At 59.8% G+C, this 20822-nt stretch carries 18 protein-coding genes; 5 read left to right on the top strand and 13 right to left on the bottom strand.

The window, feature by feature from the left end; translation table 11 throughout:
* Positions 1-119: 119 nt before the first annotated feature.
* Complete coding sequence (locus tag BK670_RS13985) at positions 120-1376, bottom strand: MFS transporter (protein ID WP_123450372.1); 1257 nt, start codon at positions 1374-1376, stop codon at positions 120-122.
* A gap of 265 nt (positions 1377-1641) precedes the next feature.
* On the opposite strand from BK670_RS13985, the gene BK670_RS13980 reads away from it, so the two are divergent.
* The gene (locus tag BK670_RS13980; RefSeq protein ID WP_123450370.1) at positions 1642-3189 is read left to right on the top strand and encodes a sensor domain-containing diguanylate cyclase; all 1548 of its coding nucleotides are present in this window, start codon (positions 1642-1644) and stop codon (positions 3187-3189) included.
* On the opposite strand, the gene BK670_RS13975 is transcribed toward BK670_RS13980, so the two are convergent.
* From BK670_RS13975 to BK670_RS13955, 4 genes are all read right to left on the bottom strand, one after another.
* A complete protein-coding gene (locus BK670_RS13975) occupies positions 3151-5613 on the bottom strand; it encodes a hybrid sensor histidine kinase/response regulator (RefSeq protein WP_123450368.1) in 2463 nt (820 codons plus the stop codon). The two genes, BK670_RS13980 and BK670_RS13975, sit on opposite strands and share 39 nt — an antisense overlap.
* A gap of 136 nt (positions 5614-5749) precedes the next feature.
* A complete protein-coding gene (locus BK670_RS13970) occupies positions 5750-7288 on the bottom strand; it encodes a cryptochrome/photolyase family protein (RefSeq protein ID WP_123450366.1) in 1539 nt (512 codons plus the stop codon).
* Between the two features lie 326 nt (positions 7289-7614).
* Positions 7615-8739, bottom strand: a complete 1125-nt coding sequence (locus BK670_RS13960) for an alkene reductase (protein ID WP_123450362.1) — start codon at positions 8737-8739, stop codon at positions 7615-7617.
* Positions 8740-8842: 103 nt separating this feature from the next.
* The gene (locus BK670_RS13955) at positions 8843-9520 is read right to left on the bottom strand and encodes a type 1 glutamine amidotransferase domain-containing protein (protein ID WP_123450360.1); all 678 of its coding nucleotides are present in this window, start codon (positions 9518-9520) and stop codon (positions 8843-8845) included.
* A gap of 212 nt (positions 9521-9732) precedes the next feature.
* Here BK670_RS13955 and BK670_RS13950 point away from each other — a divergent pair, with 212 nt between their 5' ends.
* The 3 genes from BK670_RS13950 (at position 9733) to ycaC (ending at position 13732) form a co-directional block, all read left to right on the top strand.
* Positions 9733-10317, top strand: a complete 585-nt coding sequence (locus tag BK670_RS13950) for a TetR/AcrR family transcriptional regulator (RefSeq protein WP_123450358.1) — start codon at positions 9733-9735, stop codon at positions 10315-10317.
* Between the two features lie 166 nt (positions 10318-10483).
* On the top strand, positions 10484-12610 hold the full coding sequence (locus tag BK670_RS13945; protein WP_123450357.1) for a TonB-dependent siderophore receptor: 2127 nt from the start codon (positions 10484-10486) through the stop codon (positions 12608-12610).
* A gap of 489 nt (positions 12611-13099) precedes the next feature.
* Entirely contained in the window at positions 13100-13732 is a 633-nt protein-coding gene (ycaC, locus tag BK670_RS13935; RefSeq protein ID WP_007916011.1) for an isochorismate family cysteine hydrolase YcaC, read from the top strand.
* A 100-nt stretch (positions 13733-13832) separates the two neighbouring features.
* Here ycaC and BK670_RS13930 read toward each other — a convergent pair whose 3' ends face one another.
* The 8 genes from BK670_RS13930 to BK670_RS13895 form a co-directional block, all read right to left on the bottom strand.
* Positions 13833-14570, bottom strand: a complete 738-nt coding sequence (locus BK670_RS13930; protein ID WP_123450352.1) for a Fic family protein — start codon at positions 14568-14570, stop codon at positions 13833-13835.
* Positions 14567-14830 (bottom strand): hypothetical protein, encoded by a 264-nt coding sequence (locus BK670_RS13925; RefSeq protein ID WP_095126629.1) that lies wholly within the window; start codon positions 14828-14830, stop codon positions 14567-14569. The genes BK670_RS13930 and BK670_RS13925 overlap by 4 nt, the downstream gene beginning before the upstream one ends.
* A 143-nt stretch (positions 14831-14973) precedes the next feature.
* Entirely contained in the window at positions 14974-15897 is a 924-nt protein-coding gene (locus tag BK670_RS13920; protein WP_123450350.1) for a LysR family transcriptional regulator, read from the bottom strand.
* Between the two features lie 93 nt (positions 15898-15990).
* Positions 15991-16701 (bottom strand): SDR family NAD(P)-dependent oxidoreductase, encoded by a 711-nt coding sequence (locus tag BK670_RS13915; RefSeq protein ID WP_123450348.1) that lies wholly within the window; start codon positions 16699-16701, stop codon positions 15991-15993.
* Positions 16702-16749: 48 nt separating this feature from the next.
* Complete coding sequence (locus BK670_RS13910; protein WP_123450346.1) at positions 16750-17406, bottom strand: DsbA family oxidoreductase; 657 nt, start codon at positions 17404-17406, stop codon at positions 16750-16752.
* Entirely contained in the window at positions 17403-17618 is a 216-nt protein-coding gene (locus tag BK670_RS13905; RefSeq protein WP_007916028.1) for a tautomerase family protein, read from the bottom strand. The genes BK670_RS13910 and BK670_RS13905 overlap by 4 nt, the downstream gene beginning before the upstream one ends.
* Before the next feature lie 168 nt (positions 17619-17786).
* Positions 17787-18482: a tRNA (adenine(22)-N(1))-methyltransferase gene (locus tag BK670_RS13900; RefSeq protein WP_311197026.1), complete on the bottom strand. Its 696-nt coding sequence runs from the start codon at positions 18480-18482 to the stop codon at positions 17787-17789.
* 145 nt (positions 18483-18627) lie between these two features.
* A complete protein-coding gene (locus BK670_RS13895; RefSeq protein ID WP_123451383.1) occupies positions 18628-19677 on the bottom strand; it encodes an NAD(P)-dependent alcohol dehydrogenase in 1050 nt (349 codons plus the stop codon).
* Between the two features lie 188 nt (positions 19678-19865).
* On the opposite strand from BK670_RS13895, the gene BK670_RS13890 reads away from it, so the two are divergent.
* Positions 19866-20792: a Gfo/Idh/MocA family protein gene (locus BK670_RS13890; protein ID WP_123450344.1), complete on the top strand. Its 927-nt coding sequence runs from the start codon at positions 19866-19868 to the stop codon at positions 20790-20792.
* Positions 20793-20822: the final 30 nt, after the last annotated feature.

Genomic DNA, 20822 nt, shown 5'->3' with positions numbered 1-20822 from the left:
GATTGCTTGCCTGATCCACTGAATCTGGATTGTTAACGCCGCGCACATCCGCCGCGCCCGTTTGGCGCGGCGCGCAAACACGATAGGGCGGCGATGAGAGGGCAGGGACGGGATATGGATTACGCTGAGGGTTCAGTTCTGGCCTCGACCACCCCGGTTTTAGTCTGACGGCCACTGCGCTGGGTTTCCGGAACCCCGATCCCAAGCAACACAACCGCCACCGCCGCAATACCGGCCAGGGTCAGAAACGCTGCGCTGTAACCGGCCTCCTGCACAACAAATCCGGCGAGGCCGTTGCTCAGTGCCGCGCCGAGTCCAAAGGCCGTTGTCAGTGCGCCGAGGCTGATGTTGAAGTGGCCAGTGCCCTGGGTGAGGTCTTTGACCATGATCGGAAACAATGCGCCGAACAGGCCCGCGCCGACGCCGTCGAGCAACTGCACCGCGACCAGCCAATAGGCATCGTCCGACAGCGTGTAGAGCACGCCGCGCACCGGCAGGATCAGGAATCCGGCCAGTAGCAGCGGCTTGCGTCCCCACAGGTCGGCTTTCGCCCCGACCAGTAATGCCGCCGGCACCATCACCAGTTGCGCGGCCACGATGCAGGCCGAGGTCAGCGGGGTGGCCATCTGCAAATTGGCTTGCGCCAGTTTTTGGCTCACCAGTGGCAACATCGCCGCGTTGGCGAGGTGGAACAGTGCACAGCAAATGGCGAACAACAACAGCGGCCGGTTGCTCAGCAACACCGACAAACTGGAAGGCTGGCGGTGGCTAGCGTCGGCGGGGTCCAGTCCACGGGCCAGATCATGGTCGATGGCTGCTGGAGAAACGCAGGCGATGGCAATGACACTGGCCAGGGCCATGGCCGCCATCAGATAGAACACCGCCACCGGGCCGAACAGGTAAGCGAACACACCGGCGAGGAGGGCGGCGCAGGCATTGCCGGCATGATTGAAGGTTTCGTTGCGCCCGGTTCGCCGGGTGAACGCCCGTGGCCCGGTCATGCCCAGGGTAATCGCGCAAATGGCCGGGGCGAATATCGAGGCAGCCATTGCGCTCAAGGTTTGGGTCAACGCCACCCAAGTAAAAGACGTCACGAAGGGTAGCAGCAGGCAGCTTCCGGTCACCACCAGCGCGGCGATCGCAATCAACGCACGTTTGCGCCGGCTGTTGTCGACCCAGGCGCCGGCGGGTGTCTGGGTGATCAGCGCGGCGACCCCGGCGATGGTCATCACCAGACCAATGCTCGCCGGTTCCCAGTGATGCACCGCCAACAGGTAAATGGCCAGATAAGGGCCGAGGCCGTCGCGCACGTCGGCGAGGAAAAAATTCAGGCTGTCCAGTGACAGGTTATTGCGGCGATCGAGGTCAGCGGCCACGGCAGTGTCTTCAATTTTAGAGGTTTGCGGATGGATTCAACCTCAGCAATCCTAATGACCTGCGGCCTTGAATATAAGTTGCAGGCCGACGCCGTGTCGTTGCGAAACAACGCCTATCGCCTGAAAACGACGTTCCGTCACGCAGTTGCTGCGCGTTCAACGCGCTACTTGTATCCTTGCGCCGGTCGAGGACATACGACTGCTGTTATTGCCCTGGATCAGTAACGGCCGGAACGGGAAACCGGACTTTCCATAAGGTACTTTCGTGAAGCGTGATACCCACCTCGTCATCCTCTTGCTGCTGGTCATCGGCTGCTCTCTGGCGTCGCTGACCATCTGGAAAGTGCTGTCCTCTCGCGATCGCGCGCTGGAGGAAGTCAACGTGCACGGGTTGAACCTGACCCAGGCACTCGAGACCTATTCCGAAGGTATAGTCCGGCAAAGTTCGCTGCTGTTGCTCGGGCTGGTCGAACGCCTGGAAACCGAAGGCAGTGGCCCCGCGCAGATTCAGCGCTTGAGCGCGCTGATCAAACGCCAGCAACCACTGATGCCACAGCTGAGCGGTATCACCATCTATGACCGCCATGGTCATTGGCTGATGTCGTCGAACCGGCCGATTCCGGTGGGTGCCAACAGCACTGATCGGGCCTATTTCATTCATCATCGCGACGACCCGAGTCGTGAACCCTTTATCGGGCCACCCATCCGCAGTCGTTCGAATCAGGAATGGGTGATCACCGTCAGCCGCCGTTTCAATGATGATCGCGGCGAGTTTGCCGGCGTCGTGGCCGTGACCCTGGGCGTGGAAAACTTTCTGCGCCTGTTCGGCAAACTCGACATCGGCCAGGAGGGCGCCATCGGCTTGTCCTATACCGACGGCACGTTGCTGGTGCGCTATCCCTTCCGCGAGCAGGACATGGGCCGCAATTTTTCCAAGTCGCTGCTCTACGCCAAGTACCTGGTCGATCAATCGGTCGGCACCGCGTCTTATACCTCCAGCCTGGATGGCGTCGAACGCCTCTATGCCTTCCGCAAAAGTGAAAAGTTGCCGCTGATCACCACTGTCGCCATCGGCAAGCGTGAAGCGCTTACGGCGTGGCGTACGGAGGCGCTGCTGTCGGCGGTGGTGGTGGCGGGTCTGTTGGGGCTCACCGGTCTGATCGGCTGGTTCTTGATCCTCGATATCCGTCGCCGAACCCAGGTGGAAGGCGAACTGCGCATCGCTCAGCAGCAGTTGCTCGGCTCTAATCGGCAACTGGAACTGTTGGCCATGAATGATGCGCTGACCGGGCTGGCGAATCGGCGCTGCTTCGACCAGACCCTGACCACAGAGGCGCGGCGGGCAAAGCGCGACGGCTCGTCGCTGGCGTTGCTGATGATCGATATCGACTATTTCAAGCGCTTCAATGATGCGCTCGGGCACGTTGCCGGCGACGCCTGTCTGCAAGCCGTCGGTAGTGTGCTGGATGCGTGTGTGCGGCGGCCGTCGGACCTGGTGGCGCGGTATGGCGGCGAAGAGTTCGCCGTGATCATGCCCGACACCGATGTTGACGGCGCTGCGGTGGTGGCGCAGCTGATTATCGAGCGCTTGCAGCAAGCCAACATTGCCCACCCCACCAGTCCCGTGGCCCGGGTGAGCCTGAGCATCGGCATTGCCACTGCGCGTGGTCAGCACCTGGAGCCGCTGAACGCTCTGATCGAATGCGCCGATCAGGCGCTGTATCAAGCGAAGACGGCGGGGCGCAACCGGTTCATGACGTCCGCTGCGCAACCCTCATTCGACATCAATGGCCAGCAGGCCACTGACGCGTGACACCAGGGTATCGACGGCAAAGGGTTTGGTCAGCACCTGCATGCCCGGGCCGAGTTGGCCGTTGCCAATCACCGAGTTTTCCGCATACCCGGTAATGAACAAAGTCTTCAGCCTCGGCCTGATTTGCCGGCCCGCATCGGCCATCTGCCGCCCGTTCATGCCGCCTGGCAAACCGACATCGGTGATGAGCAGATCGATGTGCGCGCTGGAACGCAATACTTCCAGCCCCTCAACGCTGTCGCACGCTTCGAGCAGGTTGTAGCCGAGGTCGTTCAGCACGTCTTTGAGCAGCGTTCGAACGCTGGGTTCGTCGTCAACAATCAGGATGGTCTCGCCGGCCTTTGCCTGCAGGGTTGCCGAGTTTTGCGTGTCATCGTGATTGCACTGCGTTTCGCCGCGGTAGCGCGGCAGGTAAATGCAGATGATGGTGCCTTGTCCCACGGTCGATTGCACCCGCACTTGCCCGCCGGACTGTTTGGTGAATCCGTAGATCATCGACAGCCCGAGCCCCGTGCCCTGGCCCAGCGGTTTGGTGGTGAAAAACGGGTCGAAGGCCTTGGCCATGACTTCCGCACTCATTCCGGTACCGGTGTCTGCAACCGACAGGCACAGGTATTGCCCTTCGGGCATCTCCCTTGTGCGCGCCGATTCAGCATCCAGGGTTCGATTGGCGGTTTCGACGGTAATGCTGCCGCCATCGGGCATCGCATCGCGGGCGTTGATGCACAGGTTGAGCAGGGCGTTTTCCAGTTGACTGGCATCGACCAGCGCCGGCCACAGATCGGCGGCGGCGACCGTTCTCAGGCGAATACTCGGGCCAACGGTGCGCTGGATCAGTTCGGTCATGCCGGCAATCAGTGCGTTGACTTCAGTCGGCCGTGGATCAAGGGTCTGGCGGCGGGAGAAGGCCAACAGGCGATGGGTCAGGGCGGTGGCGCGTTTGGCCGCGTCCTGGGCGATCAGCATGTATTTGTCGATGTCGTTCAAACGACCCTGGGCGATGCGTTTTTCCATCAGCTCAAGGGAAGCACAGATTCCCGCCAGCAGGTTGTTGAAGTCATGGGCCAGACCGCCGGTGAGTTGGCCGACCGCTTCCATTTTCTGCGATTGGCGCAACTTTTCTTCGGCCTGCATCAGTTCTGCAGTGCGCGCCGAGACGCGTTGTTCCAGGGTGTCGTTGAGCGCCTTTAACGCGGCGGTGACCCGGTCGCGTTCGTCTTCGACATTGCGCCGGTCTTCGACATCGATCAGCACGCCGGGAAAGCGCAAAGGCGTGCCGTCTTCGGCGCATTCGACGCGTCCGTTGGCTTCGATCCAGGTGTATTTACCATCTTCACCGCGCACTCGATATTGGTGCGAATACGCCCCGCCGCGGGCAATGGCGTCATTGATTGCCACTGTCAGCCCCTCGCGGTCATCGGGATGCACGGTCGTCACCACTTGCTCCAGGCTCAAACCGTCGCGGCCCAGCGCAGGGTCAAGGTTGAAGACCCGGGCGAAGGCTTCGTCGACGTAGAAGCGATCGGTGGGCAAGTGCCAGTGCCAGGTGCCGATAATGGCGCCGGCGGCGAGGGCCAGTTGCACCCGTTCGATGTTTTCCCGAGCGATCGCCTCGCTGACGCGCAAGCGCTCTTGCGCGTCGCGGCGCTCGGTGACGTCGCTGAAGAAGATCGCGATCTGCCGATCGGCCGGGTCACCGACGCGAACGGCGCGCACATCGAACCAGCGTTCGAAGGTGTTGGCGTAGTTCTCGAAGTTGGCCGGCTCGCCGGTTTTGGCGACGTGGCCGTAGGTCTCGAACCAGAATTTCTCCAGGTTGGGCGCAAACTCGGTGACCCACTTGCCCCGCAGGTTGACCCCGGCCTGACGTTCGAACGCCGGGTTGGCCTCGACGAAGCAGTAATCGATGGGGTGGTCGTCGGCGTCGAATTTGACTTTGACGATGGCGAACGCGGCTTCGATGGTTTCCAGAATGGTGCTGAAGCGCTCTTCACTCTTGCGCAGTGCGGTTTCGGCACTGCGCGAACGGGTCAGGTCGAGCATGGCCCCGATCATCCGTTCGGCCTGGCCATCGGCATTGCGGATCAGATGCCCGCGATCAAGCACCTCGGCGTAGGAACCGTCCTGACAGCGGAAGCGGTACTCGGCACTCCAGGTGTCGCCTGTGCCCGCCATCGCCGCCCGAATCGAAGTCTCCACGCGCGCGCGATCCTGCTGATGGATCTGCGCAAAGCGCCAGTCACATGTCGCGTCAATGGCCTGCGGTGCATAGCCGTACGCCTGTTGCAGCGCGTCGTTCCAGACAATCCGATTGGTCGTCAGATCCCAGTCCCAGACGGCGTCGCAGGTCGCTTTGACGGCCAGGCGCAGGCGCGTGACCTCGGACTCAAGCTCCTCGCGAGTAAGCTGTTTCAGGATATCCACCCCTCATGCCTTGATTATTGGTCTGCGTTCAATAGGCGTGTTTCAAGCGAACACCCAGGTTGCTTCGTAAGCTTTGTGAGCCATTGACCCGGGGCGGCCTGTTTAAGTTGCACGCGGGCCAGCGGCGCATGCGTTTTCATAACGATTCGCCGTTATCCAGCGCATCGAGCAAGTGTTGGCCGCGTTGCCACAGTGCCTGTTGCTTATCTGGCGACATGCGATCGAGGTTTTTGTACATCATGGCCATGCGCTGATTGCTCCTTAAAAGCTCGCCGTGGCGCATCAGGAAATGCCAGTACAAGGCGTTGAACGGGCAGGCGTTGTCAGCCGTGGTTTCGCGCACCGAGTAAGCACAGTCGCGGCAGTAATCGGACATCCGGTTGATGTACTGGCCGCTGGCGCAATAGGGCTTGGAACCGAGGTAGCCACCATCGGCGTGCATGACCATGCCGAGGGTGTTGGGCAGTTCGACCCAATCGAACGCGTCCATGTAAATCGCCAGATACCATTCACAGATCTGCTTCGGCGCGATGCCGGCGAGCAGGGCGAAATTGCCGGTCACCATCAGGCGCTGGATGTGATGGGCGTAGGCGTGTTTGAGACTTTGGCCGATGGCCTGGCGCATGCAATTCATTTTGGTTGCACCGGTCCAGTAGAACTCCGGCAATGGCCGCTGGTTGGCAAATGCATTGCCCTCGGCGTACTCGGGCATGTGCAGCCAGTAAACGCCTCGGACATATTCGCGCCAGCCGATCAGTTGGCGGATGAAACCTTCGGCAGCATTCAGCGCGATGCTGCCGGACCAATAGGCCGACTCCACGTCACTGCAGAGTTGGCGCAGGTCCAGCAAGCCGATGTTCAGCGCTGCGCTGATGCGTGCGTGGAACAGAAACGGCTCATCGCTGGCCATGGCGTCCTGATAATCGCCGAACCCGGCCAGGGCGTAGTCGAGAAAGTACGCCCAGAGTGCCTGGGCATCGGCATGCGTCACCGGGTAATTGAAATCATCCAGACTGCCGTAATGACTGGCGAAACGGTCTTTTACCAAGGCGAGGACTTCGACGGTGATTGCATCGTTGCTAAAACCGGCCGGGTAGGGCGCCTTGACGGTTTTCGGCAGGGCTTTGCGATTGTCGGCGTCAAAGTTCCACGCGCCGCCGACCGGTGTGCCGTCGCCGTTGAGCAACAGGCGACTTTTGCGGCGCATCTCGCGGTAGAAGAACTCCATGCGCAACTGTTTTTTGCCCGCAGCCCAAGCGCGAAACTCATCGCGACTGCACAGGAAGCGGCCGTCCGCGTGCCAGTGGATCGGCACACCACACGCTTTGAGCGATTGCTCCAGGCGCCAGTCTCCGCATTCCGTCACGTGCAACTCGCTGGCCTGCAGCAAATCTTGCCAGCGCTTCAACTCGCCGGGCACCGAGCCGCTGTTCTGCGGGTCGTCGAGGGCCACGTAATGCACGTGGATACCCTGGTTCTCCAGCGCCTGAGCGAAGTGACGCATGGCGCTGAAAATCAGCGCGATCTTCTGTGGGTGATGGGCGACATGGGTGGCTTCTTCCATGACCTCGACCATCAGCACATGGTCTTGTTTGCCATCCAGATCGGCCAATGACGCCAGATCAAAAGAGAGCTGGTCACCCAGCACCAGGCACAGCCGACGGGTTTTGTTCATTTCACGAATTCAGGGTAAGAGCAGCAGGCTGCCGCGTGGACGTTTAAGCGTTAAGTCCAGATAGTTGTACAGATTGTAGTTTGTGTATAGGTTTTTGTGCGGTGAATTGAGTGATTCCGGGTATTGGCGAATCGTATCTCACCGAAGCCTGAATATTCAGATCTCCCCTGTGGGAGCGAGCCTGCTCGCGAAGGCGTCGTCACATTCAACATTTTGGGTGACTGACATGCCACTTTCGCGAGCAGGCTCGCTCCCACAAGGGCTTGCACTCCGACTCGGATGAACGCTCCCGATGTTTCGGGAGCGCTTGATGGCGCCAGGGAGGGTCAGCCGGAATAAACGGGGTAGTCGGTATAGCCTTCGGTGTTGCCGCCATACACCGTCGCCGGGTTCAGTGCATTCAACGGCCAGTTATTGGCAATGCGCGCCGGCAGATCCGGGTTGGCCATGAACGGACGGCCGAAAGCGACCAAATCCGCCAGCCCGGAATCGAGCAGTTGCGCGCCGGATTCTGCGGTGTAGCGCCCGGCGTAAATGATCGCGCCGCTGAAGGTCTCGCGCACGGCCTGACGAAACCTCAATGGCATCGCCGGGGCGTTGTCCCAATCGGCTTCGGCGATCGACAGATAGGCGATGCCCACGTCCTGTAGCACTTTGATCGCTTCGATGTAAGTCGTGTGCGGGTCTTCCTCGACCATGCCCAAATAGGTCCGCGCTTCATCAGTGGTGGTGAACAGCGGGGCGAAGCGCACGCCGACTTTTTCCTTGCCGATGCATTCGGCGACGCCGGCCACCACTTCGCGCAAGAAACGCAGGCGATTGTCCAGCGAGCCGCCGTACTGATCGTCGCGCAGGTTGCTGTGGGCGGAGATGAACTGGTTGACCAGATAGCCGTTGGCGCAGTGCAATTCGATGCCGTCGAAGCCGGCGTCCATGGCGTTGCGCGCGGCCTGGATATACAGCTGCACCAGTTCCTGAACTTCATCGGTGCTCAGTGCGCGCGGTGCCGACGGGGTGACCAGTTCACCGGCGCCGGGCGCGGTTTCGATAAACACGCTGACGCGGTCAGTGGCCACGGCGGAAGCTGAAACCGGGGCTGCGCCGCCGGGTTGCAACGCGGTGTGGGAGACGCGGCCGACGTGCCACAGCTGGGCGAAAATCACCCCGTCCACAGCATGAACGGCCTCAGTGACTTTGCGCCATCCGGCGATTTGTTCCGGCGTATGAATGCCCGGCGTCCACGCGTAACCCTGGCCACGGGGTTCGATCTGCGTGCCTTCGGTGACCAGCAGACCGGCGCCGGCGCGCTGTTGGTAATACTCGGCCATCAGCTCATTGGCGGTGTTGCCCGGCTGGGTGCTGCGCTGGCGGGTCAGGGGCGGCAGGACGATACGGTTTTTCAGGGTGTGGTGACCGAGTTTGGCGGGGGTGAAGAAACTGCTGTGGTTCATGGATGACCTTGTTCGTGGCTTATTAGACCAGTCGTCTATTGATTGGGCGAAAAAATAACGCCGGGCAAGACGCACCCGGCGTTTGGAAGGGTTGCGCGAGGGTTTAGCCGAGCATCTTCAGCAATTTCTCGGCGACGGCGGCGGAGCTGGCTGGATTCTGGCCAGTGACCAGTTGCCCGTCGGCGACCACATGAACCTGCCAGTCAGCGACTTTCGAGTAATGACCACCGAGGCGCTGGAACTCGTCCTCGATCAGGAACGGCACCACGTCCGTCAGGCCGACAGCGGCTTCTTCGGAATTGGTGAAACCGGTGACTTCGCGATGCTGCACCAACGGTTTGCCGTCAGCGGTGAGGACATGGCGCAATACGCCAGGCGCATGGCAGACAAAACCGTGGGGCTTGTTGGCGCGGTCGAACGCTTCGATCAACGCGATCGAGTGCTTGTCTTCGGCCAGATCCCACAGAGGGCCATGGCCACCCGGATAAAACACGGCATCGAAACCCTCAGCGCTGACGTCGGCCAGGCGACCGGTGTTGGCCAGTGCCTGTTGTGCGGCCGGGTCCTGGCGAAAGCGATCGGTCTCGGCGGTCTGCGCATCGGGTTCATCGCTTTTCGGGTCCAGCGGCGGCTGGCCACCAGCCGGCGAAACCAGGGCGATCTCGGCGCCGGCGTCTTTGAAGGCGTAGTAGGGCGCGGCGAACTCTTCCAGCCAGAAGCCGGTTTTCTTGCCAGTGTCGCCGAGTTGATCGTGGGAAGTCAGAACCATCAAGATTTTCATAGAGCACCTTGCGTAGGTCGGGTGTCTTCGATTGGGCGAAACATTCGCGCATCGGCCACACCGGTCAGAAAACGTTTGTCGGGGCGCAGCATAGATTCCAATTAGACCAGTCGTCTAGTAATTTTTTATCCGAAGGTTTTTCATCGACAGGTATGGCAAACTTCCGTTCCTCTCAAAATACGACTGGTCTATTGCCTGGTAATTCGCGCCCCATGAAACCGACCTACGACGACACCCGCCAACATTTGCTCGACACCGGCCACCGGATGATGGCCGAGAAGGGCTTCACCAGTGTCGGCCTCAACGAGATCCTGCAAACCGCCGGTGTGCCCAAGGGGTCGTTCTATCACTACTTCAAATCCAAAGAGTTATACGGCCAGGCATTGCTGGCGGATTACTTTGTCGACTACCTCGCCGACATGGAGCGGCGCCTGACGCTGCCAGGCCTGAGCGCCTACGAGCGGCTGATGGATTACTGGCAGGGCTGGCAGAATCGCTGCACCCTCGAAGGCCATGGCGATGAGTGTCTGGTGGTGAAACTCAGCGCCGAAGTCGCCGACTTGTCGGAGTCGATGCGCCTGACCTTGCGCGATGGCGCCGAGCAAGTGGTGGCGCGCATCACCCTGTGTATCGAGCAGGGTCAGGCTGAAAACAGCCTGCCCAAGGGCGATGCCCGGCATCTGGCGGAAACCCTTTATCAGCTGTGGTTGGGCGCCAGTTTGCTGAACAAGCTGCAGCGTACCGGGCAATCCCTAGATACTTCGATGGCAATGACGAAACAGCTTTTGCACGTTTGACCAAGGTTTTTTGTGCGACGCAATGGGTGACCTACCTGCCGGCACTCGGTCGGTTAAACATACGAATGGGAATAAGTTTCAATTACGGAGCGCTTGGTATACCATCCGCGGCGCTTTGCTGGCGGTTTTACCCCTCGTTCTGGCCTATTCGTAAGGTTTTCATTTCATGCGTCGTACTCTGCTTTCAATTTGCGTGCTGCAGGCGTTGTCTTCTTCCTCATGGGCCGAACAGGCCGATTCGACATCTTCAGCGTTAGAGCTGGAGGCGACCGACGTGGTCGGCACGGCGGATTACGAACGGGCCGACGGCCCGGTGCAGGGCTATCGCGCGACGCGTTCGGCCAGTGCCACCCGTACCGACACCTCAATCCATGAAACCCCGCAATCGATCAGCGTAGTGACCAAGGATGCGGTCGAAGACCTCGGCGCCACGCGTCTGCAAGACGCGCTCGATTACGCCGGCGGCGTAGGTCGGGCGAACAATTTTGGTGGGCAGGGGCTGACCACATTCACCGTGCGCGGCTTCACCACCGGCGAGTTCTACCGCAACGGTTTCCCGATCAATCGCGGCTACCCGAACATGCCCGACGCCAATACCATCGAGCGTCTGGAAGTGTTGCGCGGGCCGGCAACCATGCTCTATGGCCGTGGCGATCCCGGCGGTACCTTCAATGTCGTGTCCAAGCAGCCGTTGGCCGAGCGCACGGTCACGTTGGGCAGTCAGTTGAACGATCAAGGCATGAAGCGCGGCACTCTGGACGCGTCCGGCCCGCTGGATGAAGACGGTCGCCTGGCCTATCGACTGAACGTGGTGGGCGAGGGCGGCGATACCTTCCGCGATCACGTCGAGACCGAGCGCTACGGCATCACGCCAGTGCTGACCTGGCAGGCCAGCGATGCCACCCGGGTGATCTTCGAGGGTGATTTCATGCGCAACAATCATCCGCTGGATCGCGGTGTGACGCGTTACGCCAAGCAGATTGGCACCGCCTCGCGCGATACATTCTTCGGCGAGAAAGACGCCGGCAAATTGCACAACGACAACAACATGGCGCAACTGCGCTTCGAACATCTACTCAATGATGACTGGACGCTGGGCGGTGGTTTCCAGTGGCTCGACGGTTCGCTTGAGGGCAATGCGATCGAGGCCAACGGCATTGCCGCTGACGGTCGCACCCTGGGGCGCAACTTCAACTACCGCAAACTGGAATGGACCGACAAGGACACCCAGCTCAACCTGACCGGGCATTTCAGCACCGGTGGCCTGCAGCACACCTTGCTGACCGGCATCGAATACGAAGACTACGATTACAAGTCGATCATTCAGCGCTCCAGCGGCGCGGTCGGCGCCTACCCGATCGACATCTTCGATCCGGTGTACGGCCAGTCGCGCCCGGCATTGACCCGCACGCCGACCCACGACAAGGAAAACCTCAAGACCTACGCTGCGTTCGTGCAAGATCAGGTCGCGTTGACCGAGCGTTTGAAGGTCCTGGCCGGCGCACGTTTCGAGCGCTTCGAACACGACTATGAAACCTATGTGCCGGGCGGCAAAAACTGGCAGGCCAGTGACAACGCGGTGACCCCGCGCATCGGCGTGACCTACGACCTGACCGATACCCTGGCGATCTACGCCGACACCGCGCGCTCGTTCAAGCCCAACACCGGCGCGAGCCGCACGGGCGGAGGCTTCGCACCGGAGAAAGGCAAGTCATACGAAATGGGCATCAAGTGGGAAGCGCTGGATCATCAGTTGAGCGTGGATGCCGCGATCTATCAGATCGAAAAACGCAACGTGCTGACCACCGACCCGGTGGACTCGACCTTCAGCGTCGCCGCCGGGGAAGTGCGCAGCCGTGGTTTTGACCTGAACGTCGCCGGCAACCTGACTCCCGAATGGCGCGTGATCGGCGGCTACGCCTACGTGGATGCCGAAGTGACGAAGGACAACGTGATCCGCTCGGGCACGCGGCTGATGAACATTCCGCAAAACAGCTTCAGCCTGCTCAACGTCTACGAGTTTCAGGACGGTGCGCTCAAAGGCCTGGGCTTGGGCACCGGACTCAAGTACGTCGACGAGCGTGCTGGGCAAACCGCCAACACTGCTTTCTCGATGGACAGCTACACCGTGGTCGACCTGCTCGGCTTCTATAAGGTCAACGAGAAGGTGCGGCTCAACCTTGACCTGAAAAACCTGTTTGACCGCGATTATGAAGAGGGGGCGTTCGGTAACATCTATGCCTATCCGGGTGCGCCGAGAACGCTGCAGGTGGGGATTTCCTACACCTTGTAAGCCGAGTTCGACGCTGCAACGGCGGCCCCTCACCCCAACCCTCCCGAAACGTCGGACCGCCCGGAGGGAGAGGGTGCCGACCGAGATGTCTTGGGTTATGCATCGACCTGACAGATCGCGTCGATTACGGGTTCATCCGCAATGCTTGGCGGTCATGGATTCACAGGCGCTATTGCACGTCGGCGTTCATCGCCAATATCCCCCAATCGGTCCCCTCTCCTGACGGAGAGGGCTAGGGTGAGGGCGCCTGCTTCGGCACATGCCCGTTAGTGAGCGGGTGCTCGAGCGCAGGATGCACGCGGCGCGCGATTTCCTGCTCAACAGCACGCGGTCGGTGGGCGAGGTGGCGCGATCGTGGTCGCCAGAGATTGTCCCTTTTGAGTTGACGGATAAACGCCTTTCAGCCGATTTATCCCGTTCCTGTGCGTCAGTAATCTGTACCCAACTTGAACGCAACAACAAATCCAACATTGAAAAGGGACGCCCACCATGACCACTCCAACCTACAACCGCCTCAACAAAGACGACGCCATCGTGCTGCTGGTCGACCATCAAACCGGTCTGATTTCCCTGGTGCAGGACTTCTCGCCAAACGAGTTCAAGAACAACGTGCTGGCCCTGGCCGATCTGGCCAAGTTCTTCGAACTGCCGACCATCCTCACCACCAGTTTCGAACAAGGCCCGAACGGCCCGTTGGTGCCGGAATTGAAAGAGATGTTCCCGGACGCGCCGTACATCGCTCGTCCAGGCCAGATCAACGCCTGGGACAACGAAGACTTCGTCAAAGCGATCAAGGCTACTGGCCGCAAGCAGATCATCATTGCCGGTGTGGTCACGGATGTCTGCGTAGCGTTCCCGACCTTGTCGGCGCTGGCAGAAGGGTTTGATGTGTTTGTAGTGACCGACGCTTCCGGCACTTTCAATACCACGGTGCAACAAGCCGCATGGAGCCGCATGACTCAGGCCGGTGCGCAGATGATGAACTGGTTCTCGGTGGCGTGTGAGCTGCACCGCGACTGGCGCAACGACATTGAAGGCTTGGGCAATCTGCTGTCGCAGCGCATCCCCAACTATCGCAACCTGATGAACAGCTACTCGGCGCTGACCGCTCAGCAGAAGTAAGCCGCGTAATGCAAACGAAAAGCCTGCCCTGAAAAGCAGGCTTTTGTTTGTTGTGAAGCCAGAACCCGGATTTCAACAGCTACGCCAAGGAGCGCGTTGATCATTCAAGGGGCATTGCTCGATACGCTTTATAAAGTCGCTGGACCTCAGGATCATCCAGGCTCTTATACGTAATCCCTTCCTTGTCGAGTCCGTCCAGACCCTTTATCCCGCCAATCATTGCCGGCCATTCATCGCGACTGGAGATGTCGATGACGAAGGGGGTCAGATAATCGTCCAGATGGCCTTTGAAAGGATCTCGAATCTCGTCGGCAAGTGCTCGCAAGTAATCGTCTTTATTGGTTTTTGACCAGTCAATGGCGAACCGGGTCCGATAGCTCAATTCCATGTAGATGAGCAGGATTGTGCGGCCATTGCCATCCAGAAACGGGTGGGCGGACGCCAACTGGCCCATTACTTCGCCGGGGCGCTGACGAAAGCGTTTTTTATTTGCTGCGAGTTCAAAGGCGTATTCGACGGATCTTTTGATCAGGTCAGGACGTTCGAATATCGTGTGATGCGGATCATCTTTCGACCCTTTGAAAACTGCGAGGTGGGGGACCAGTTCATTTCTGTCTTTTCCTGCCCACGGATAAAAACCGGAGAACAGTATTTCGTGGGTCTTTAGGACAGCTTTGTAGTCGATGGGTTTTTTCTTGGCGAGATAAGCAAGGGCATCTTCGATACTGGCTTCGAAGGAGAGGTGTTCGGACTCTTTGACTTCAAGGGGGTCTTTCAGTTTGAGCGAGTTTTGAAGATAACCTTCAGTCTCGAAATCGCCGAAGGGGTCGAAAGTCATGCGCTAAGCTGCCTCTTGCAACGCCTTTTTTCTTGAAGGTAGCGTCCTTGCAGGGCCATGATTTCTGCTTTGTTCAGTACACCTTTACGCTTGAGATTGACGAGCAATTGCTCAATGCCATCCAGCTCGACAGCATCACCTGCCAGGCGAGTAATGGTCGCTGCCATGCAGCTCATGCTGTCACGCTCAGCGGTAACCTTATGCTTTTGGGCGAGTTTGCGGACTTCGCTCGCAACGCCGCCAGTGGCTGAACCCGTCATATGAACCCCTCGTTTTCTCTTTCGAAGCATAGCATGGCGCCGGCCCTGTAAATTTTCCAGCAGCGCCCGGCTGTCAGCGCGAACAAGGTCCTGTTCCGGATGATGGTGAAACGCCTTTCAACCGATTTATCCCTTGTTCAGCACTAAACCTGCGCCCACTCATCACGAAACTGCAGCAGAAAATCAACAAAAGCCCTGACCCGTTGCGGCACATACCGGCCGTGCGGGTACAGCAAGGTGTAAGGTCGCGAGCGCCCGGCGTACGGCTGGAGCACTTCGACGAGGCTGCCATCGGCCAGCTCTTTTTCAACGATGAATTTGTAGGTCTGAAAGACCCCGGCGCCATGCTTGGCCAGGGTCACGCCACCGAGCACATCATCGGAGCAGGAGTAGCCGCCGTCGGAAATCACTTCACGATCCTGGCCGTTTTCCTGGAACAGCCAGGAGATCCGCCGCCCGCTGCTGGGCAGCTCAAACTGAATGCATTCGTGTTGCCGCAGATCTTCCAGCGTCTTTGGTGTTCCCGCCTGTTTCAGGTACTCGGGGGAGGCGACCACCACCAGTTTTGCATCCTCCAACAGACGCGCGACCATGGTCGAGTCCGGTTGGGCGCGGACACGGATTGCCAGATCGTAACCTTCGCCGACGAAGTCGATATTGCGGTTGCCCAAGTGGATGTCGACAGTCACGTCGGGGTAGAGCGCGCGGAATCTCGGTAGCAGCGGCAGGATGCGGTGATGCCCGTAAGTGGTGGGGAGGCTGATGCGCAACTGACCGGACGGTGACGTCTGTGCGCCCATGATCTCTTGTTGTGCTTCGACCAGTTGGGTCAGGGCCTGGCTGCACTGCAGGAAAAAGTTCCTGCCGGCCTCGGTCAAGCGAATGCTACGGGTGGTGCGGGCAAACAGGCGTGAACCCAAGCGCTTTTCGAGACGAAGAATCGAGCGGCTCACGGCGGCGGGTGTAACCCCTGCGAGTTGGGCGGCGGCAGTGAAACTGCCCGCTTCAGCGGCGAGGCAAAAGAGTTCGATACTGCCTAATTGCAAATCATCAAAGTGGCGCTTCATGTGAGTACACCGGGAATCAACTGACGGTCCATTCTCAGGCTTATCTCATGAAGCGACACCGCCGGTACATACCGGCGGCGCAGCAGGGTGGTATCAATGGCCAGCGCTTTGACCACCGTCGACATGGAGGATTTCGCCAGTGACGAAGTTCGCGCTATCCAGGTAGAGAATCGCTTGCACGATGTCATCGATCTCACCCATATGGCCGACCGGGTGCAGGCTGCCGAGGGCGGCGTGCGTCTCTTCTCCGTGCATCGGTGTTTTGATGATGCCGGGCGATACCGCGTTGACCCGAATACCGCGTTTGGCGTACTCGATGGCGAGGGATTTGGTCGCCGCGTTGATGCCACCCTTGGTCAGCGACGCGAGCACTGACGGTACGCCGTCAATTGCGTGATCAACCAGACTGGTGGTAACGCTGACGATGTGGCCGCTGGCGTTTTTCTCCATTTCGGTAATCGCCAGTTGCGAGATATGGAAGAAGCCGCTCATGTTGGTGGCAACGACTTGGGCGTAGTCTTCCTTGCTGTATTCGGTGAAAGGCTTGGCGACGAATATCCCGGCGTTGTTCACCAGCGTGTCGATACGTCCGAAACGTGCGACGGCTTCGCGGATCACGCGCTCGGCGGTCTGCGGGTCGGCGATGTCACCGGCGACGGCGAGAATATCCGGGTCAGTAGACGGTTTGATCGAGCGGGACGTCGCGACAACCTGATAGCCGCGCTCGCGGAAACCCTTGACCAGGCCTGCGCCAATGCCTTGCGAGGCACCGGTAATCACAACAACTTTGTTGGACGTGCTCATGATGTTTCCTCATGCAATCTGGATGGTTGAAAAAGCGGATTTCGCGGGTCAGGCGTGAGCCGGGAGCTGCGCTGCCTGACGTAATGCTTGCTCGTAATAAGCAATGGACTGGGAACCGGGGATGACCTGTCTGTCATCGATCACCATGGCCGGAACCGAATCGATGCCGCGTTGCTGATAAAACCGTTCAAGTTCGCGTACGGCCTGGCTGAACTCAGCGTTGGCCAGAACCTCTTGCGCACGCGGACCATCGAGCCCGACGGCTTCTGCCAGCATCACCAGCGTGGCGTGGTCATTCGGGTTCTTGCCGTCCGTGAAGTAGGCCTTGAGCAAGGCTTGCTTCAGCTCACGCTGACGTCCTTGTGTGGCGGCCCAGAACAGCAATCGATGAGCATCGAAGGTGTTGTGGAAATGGCTGCGTTTTTCCAGGTCGAAATGAAAGCCGATCTGCTCACCGCGCTCGATAATCATCGCGTTGCGGTCCGCCACTTGCTCGGCAGTGCGCCCGTATTTGCGCATCATGTGCTCGATGGCGTTTTCACCTGCGGCGGGCATGTCGGGATTCAGCTCGAACGGTTTGTAGGTCAACTCCACGTCGACTTCGCCCGCCAGATTCTCGATCGCTTGCTCCAGAGCGGTGGCGCCCAATGCGCACCAAGGGCAAACGACATCTGAGACGAAATCGATTTTCACGGCCCGGCTCATGACTGCGAGTCCGCCAACTGCTGGCGATACTCGGTGGTGGTGATGCCGGCATAACCCCAGTTATCGGTGTCGACTTCTTCGATCACGATGTGGGTGAGTTTCGGATCCTTGTGCAGAACCCGCTCCATCGTTTCGGTGATTTCCTTGATGACCTGGGCTTTCTGCTCGCGGGTCACGCCGTCACGGGTGATACGTACGCTGATGAAAGGCATTTCGGGTATCTCCAGTCGCTGGCCCGTCGGAGTGATGGGCGGCTGTTGGAGAGAACTTTAAGAGGCAGGCGGGAATTGATAAATGGGGCTTGAGGTACATCATTTGTGATGTGGTGTATCAAATGCGGGCGTGAGGACCCAGGTGATCCTCGCGCGAAACGCTGGCGCTCAGGCCAGCAGTTCGTTAATCCAGCGCGCTTGTCGGTTGATGTCCTGCAGCTTTTGCTCAGGCAGATTGTGCTGCACGCGGGCGAGGTGGCTCAGGGTCTTTTGCTTATGACGGAGTTTGTGCTGCCACTTGATCAGGAATGCGGGGCTGCGGGTCTGCAGGTGCAAAGGGCCGAAGTACAGCTCCTTGTCGGTATAGCTCACCGGTTCGGCGCGTTCGGCGACGATGATTTCGTAGTCGAAGCGGTTTTCCCGCAGCACTTCTTCACTGAGGATGCGGTAGCCGTTGTCCATCAGCCACTGGCGCAACGGCTGTTCGCCGCCGTTGGGTTGCAGGATCAGACGTTCCTCGCCGCTCAGGTGAGCCTTGCCGCTGTCGAGGATGTCGCGGATGGTTTCGCCGCCCATGCCGCAGACGCTGATGGCGGTGATGCCGTCGCAGGCTTTGATCGCCGCCAGACCATCAGCCAGGCGTACGCTGATGTGTTGCTGCAGATCGTTTTCGCGCACAGTGCGTGCGGCCGCGTGGAACGGCGTCGATGCGACTTCACCCGCCACGGCCGAGGTGATCAGACCACGACGCATCAGCGCCACCGGCAGATAGCCGTGATCCGAGCCGATATCCGCCAGCCGGGCACCGGCGGGCACGTGAGCGGCCACGCGTTCAAGACGCATGGACAATGTCTGTTCGTTCAACGGCAACCCCTGTTCAGCACAATCCTGCGGCCCGATGGCAGGAAAAAGGGGTGCGACTCTGGCGAGCAACGCCGGGCCTGTCAAATTCCGGCGACGGAATTGAATAGCCGATTGGCACACTTGGCTGCCAATCGGCCGTTTGCGCTTAGCCCGCCAACGTTGCGTTGTCGATCACGAAGCGGTATTTCACATCGCCCTTGAGCATGCGTTCGTAGGCATCGTTGATCTGGTCGGCGCGGATCAGTTCGATGTCGGAGACGATGCCGTGCTCGGCGCAGAAGTCGAGCATCTCCTGGGTTTCAGGGATGCCGCCGATCATCGAACCGGCAATCGTGCGGCGCTTCATGATCAGGTTGAACACGTTCGGCGACGGGTGCGAGGTGGCCGGCGCACCGACCAGCGTCAACGCACCATCACGCTTGAGCAGTACGAGGAACTCATCGAGATCGTGTGGCGCGGCGACGGTGTTGAGGATCAGGTCGAAACTCTTGGTGTGGGCGGCCATTTCTTCGGCATTGCGCGACACCACCACTTCATCGGCACCCAACGCTTTGGCCGCTTCGCGTTTGGATTCGGAGGTGGTGAACGCCACAACGTGGGCGCCCAGGGCGTGGGCCAGTTTGATGCCCATGTGGCCGAGGCCGCCGATGCCGACCACACCGACTTTTTTGCCCGGGCCAGCGTTCCAGTGGCGCAGCGGCGAGTAGGTGGTGATGCCGGCACACAGCAGCGGTGCGACGGCGGCCAGTTGCGCCTCGGGATGACGGATGCGCAGGACGTAGCGTTCATGCACGACAATGTTTTGCGAGTAGCCGCCCAGCGTCCAGCCCGGTGCATCCGGCGTCGGGAAGTTGTAGGTGCCGATCATGCCGTCGCAATAGTTTTCCAGACCGCTTTCGCAGTCATCGCAATGTTTGCAGCTGTCGACGATGCAACCGACACCGACCAGATCACCGACCTTGTAGTCCGCAACATGCGCGCCGACCGCCGAAACGCGACCGACAATTTCGTGCCCCGGGACACACGGGAATTGCGTACCGGCCCACTCGGCGCGCACCTGGTGCAGGTCGGAATGGCAGATGCCACAGAACGCGATGTCGATCTGCACATCATGGGCGGCCGGCGCGCGGCGGTTGATCTGCATCGGCTCAAGGGGTTTGTCGCCCGCGTGGGCACCGTAGGCTTGAACAAGCATGGAAACATCCTCAATCGGTTTGTCGTAAGGCATTGTTTCTTTTCCAGCGCTGCGGGCACTAGTGCATTCCTGTGCAATCCTTGCCTGATCCTGTGTGTTGTTGTGACATTGCGCGGACAGACGTTCTTGGCGTTTGCAGGTAATCTCCCGGTTCACTGACGACAACAAAATCAAAACAGGAGTCATTGATGCAACCAATCCGTCTCGGTCTGGTGGGCTACGGCAAGATCGCCCAGGATCAACACGTGCCGGCGATCAACGCCAATCCCGCTTTCCACTTGGTCTCCGTCGCCACCCAAGGCAAACCCTGCGCGGGCGTGGAGAATTTCCGGTCCTTGAGCGAGTTGCTGGAGAACGGTCCGCCGGTGGATGCGATTGCCTTCTGCACGCCGCCGCAAGGTCGTTTTGCGCTGGTGCAGCAAGCGCTGGCCGCCGGCAAGCACGTACTGGTAGAAAAACCGCCGTGCGCCACCTTGGGCGAAGCGTTGGCGCTGGTCGATCAGGCTGCTGCGCAGGGCGTCAGCGCCTTGTTTGCCTGGCACTCCCGCTACGCACCCGGTATCGAAGCCGCCCGCGACTGGCTCGCCTCGCGCACCCTGCAAAGCGTGCAGATCGACTGGAAAGAAGACGTGCGCAAGTGGCACCCCGGGCAGACCTGGATCTGGCAACCCGGCGGCCTCGGCGTGTTCGATCCGGGCATCAATGCCTTGTCGATCGTCACTCATTTGCTGCCGCTGCCGCTGTTTGTCGAATCCGCGGAACTGCGCGTGCCAAGCAACTGCCAGTCGCCAATTGCCGCGTCGATCCAAATGTCCGACCCGCACCGCCTCGATGTGCGCGCCGAGTTTGATTTTGACCATGGGCATGATGAGCTGTGGAGTATCGAGGTGCGTTGCGCTGAAGGCGTGTTGCGCCTGGATAACGGCGGCGCGCTATTGAGCATCGATGGCGTGCGCCAGAGTGTTTCGGAGGAGGGCGAGTACGCGGCGGTGTATCGGCATTTTCAGCAGTTGATTGGCGACAAGGCCAGTGATCTGGATGTGCAGCCGTTGCGTTTGGTGGCGGACAGTTTCTTTGTGGGGAGTCGGGTGTTGGTTGAGGCGTTTTACGACTAGTGCACCTTCAGCGTTCACCGCTACACACAA

Source organism: Pseudomonas fluorescens, from assembly GCF_003732425.1.
Classification (GTDB): Bacteria; Pseudomonadota; Gammaproteobacteria; order Pseudomonadales; family Pseudomonadaceae; genus Aquipseudomonas; species Aquipseudomonas fluorescens_BE.
This window is presented reverse-complemented; position numbering and strand designations above follow the sequence as displayed.

Coding starts and splice junctions, on each gene's coding strand:
- BK670_RS13970 (WP_123450366.1), bottom strand. CDS start 7,288: ATGAACAAAACCCGTCGGCTGTGCCTGGTGCTGGGTGACCAGCTCTCT.
- BK670_RS13960 (WP_123450362.1), bottom strand. CDS start 8,739: ATGAACCACAGCAGTTTCTTCACCCCCGCCAAACTCGGTCACCACACC.
- BK670_RS13955 (WP_123450360.1), bottom strand. CDS start 9,520: ATGAAAATCTTGATGGTTCTGACTTCCCACGATCAACTCGGCGACACT.
- BK670_RS13950 (WP_123450358.1), top strand. CDS start 9,733: ATGAAACCGACCTACGACGACACCCGCCAACATTTGCTCGACACCGGC.
- BK670_RS13945 (WP_123450357.1), top strand. CDS start 10,484: ATGCGTCGTACTCTGCTTTCAATTTGCGTGCTGCAGGCGTTGTCTTCT.
- ycaC (WP_007916011.1), top strand. CDS start 13,100: ATGACCACTCCAACCTACAACCGCCTCAACAAAGACGACGCCATCGTG.
- BK670_RS13930 (WP_123450352.1), bottom strand. CDS start 14,570: ATGACTTTCGACCCCTTCGGCGATTTCGAGACTGAAGGTTATCTTCAA.
- BK670_RS13925 (WP_095126629.1), bottom strand. CDS start 14,830: ATGACGGGTTCAGCCACTGGCGGCGTTGCGAGCGAAGTCCGCAAACTC.
- BK670_RS13920 (WP_123450350.1), bottom strand. CDS start 15,897: ATGAAGCGCCACTTTGATGATTTGCAATTAGGCAGTATCGAACTCTTT.
- BK670_RS13915 (WP_123450348.1), bottom strand. CDS start 16,701: ATGAGCACGTCCAACAAAGTTGTTGTGATTACCGGTGCCTCGCAAGGC.
- BK670_RS13910 (WP_123450346.1), bottom strand. CDS start 17,406: ATGAGCCGGGCCGTGAAAATCGATTTCGTCTCAGATGTCGTTTGCCCT.
- BK670_RS13905 (WP_007916028.1), bottom strand. CDS start 17,618: ATGCCTTTCATCAGCGTACGTATCACCCGTGACGGCGTGACCCGCGAG.
- BK670_RS13895 (WP_123451383.1), bottom strand. CDS start 19,677: ATGCTTGTTCAAGCCTACGGTGCCCACGCGGGCGACAAACCCCTTGAG.
- BK670_RS13890 (WP_123450344.1), top strand. CDS start 19,866: ATGCAACCAATCCGTCTCGGTCTGGTGGGCTACGGCAAGATCGCCCAG.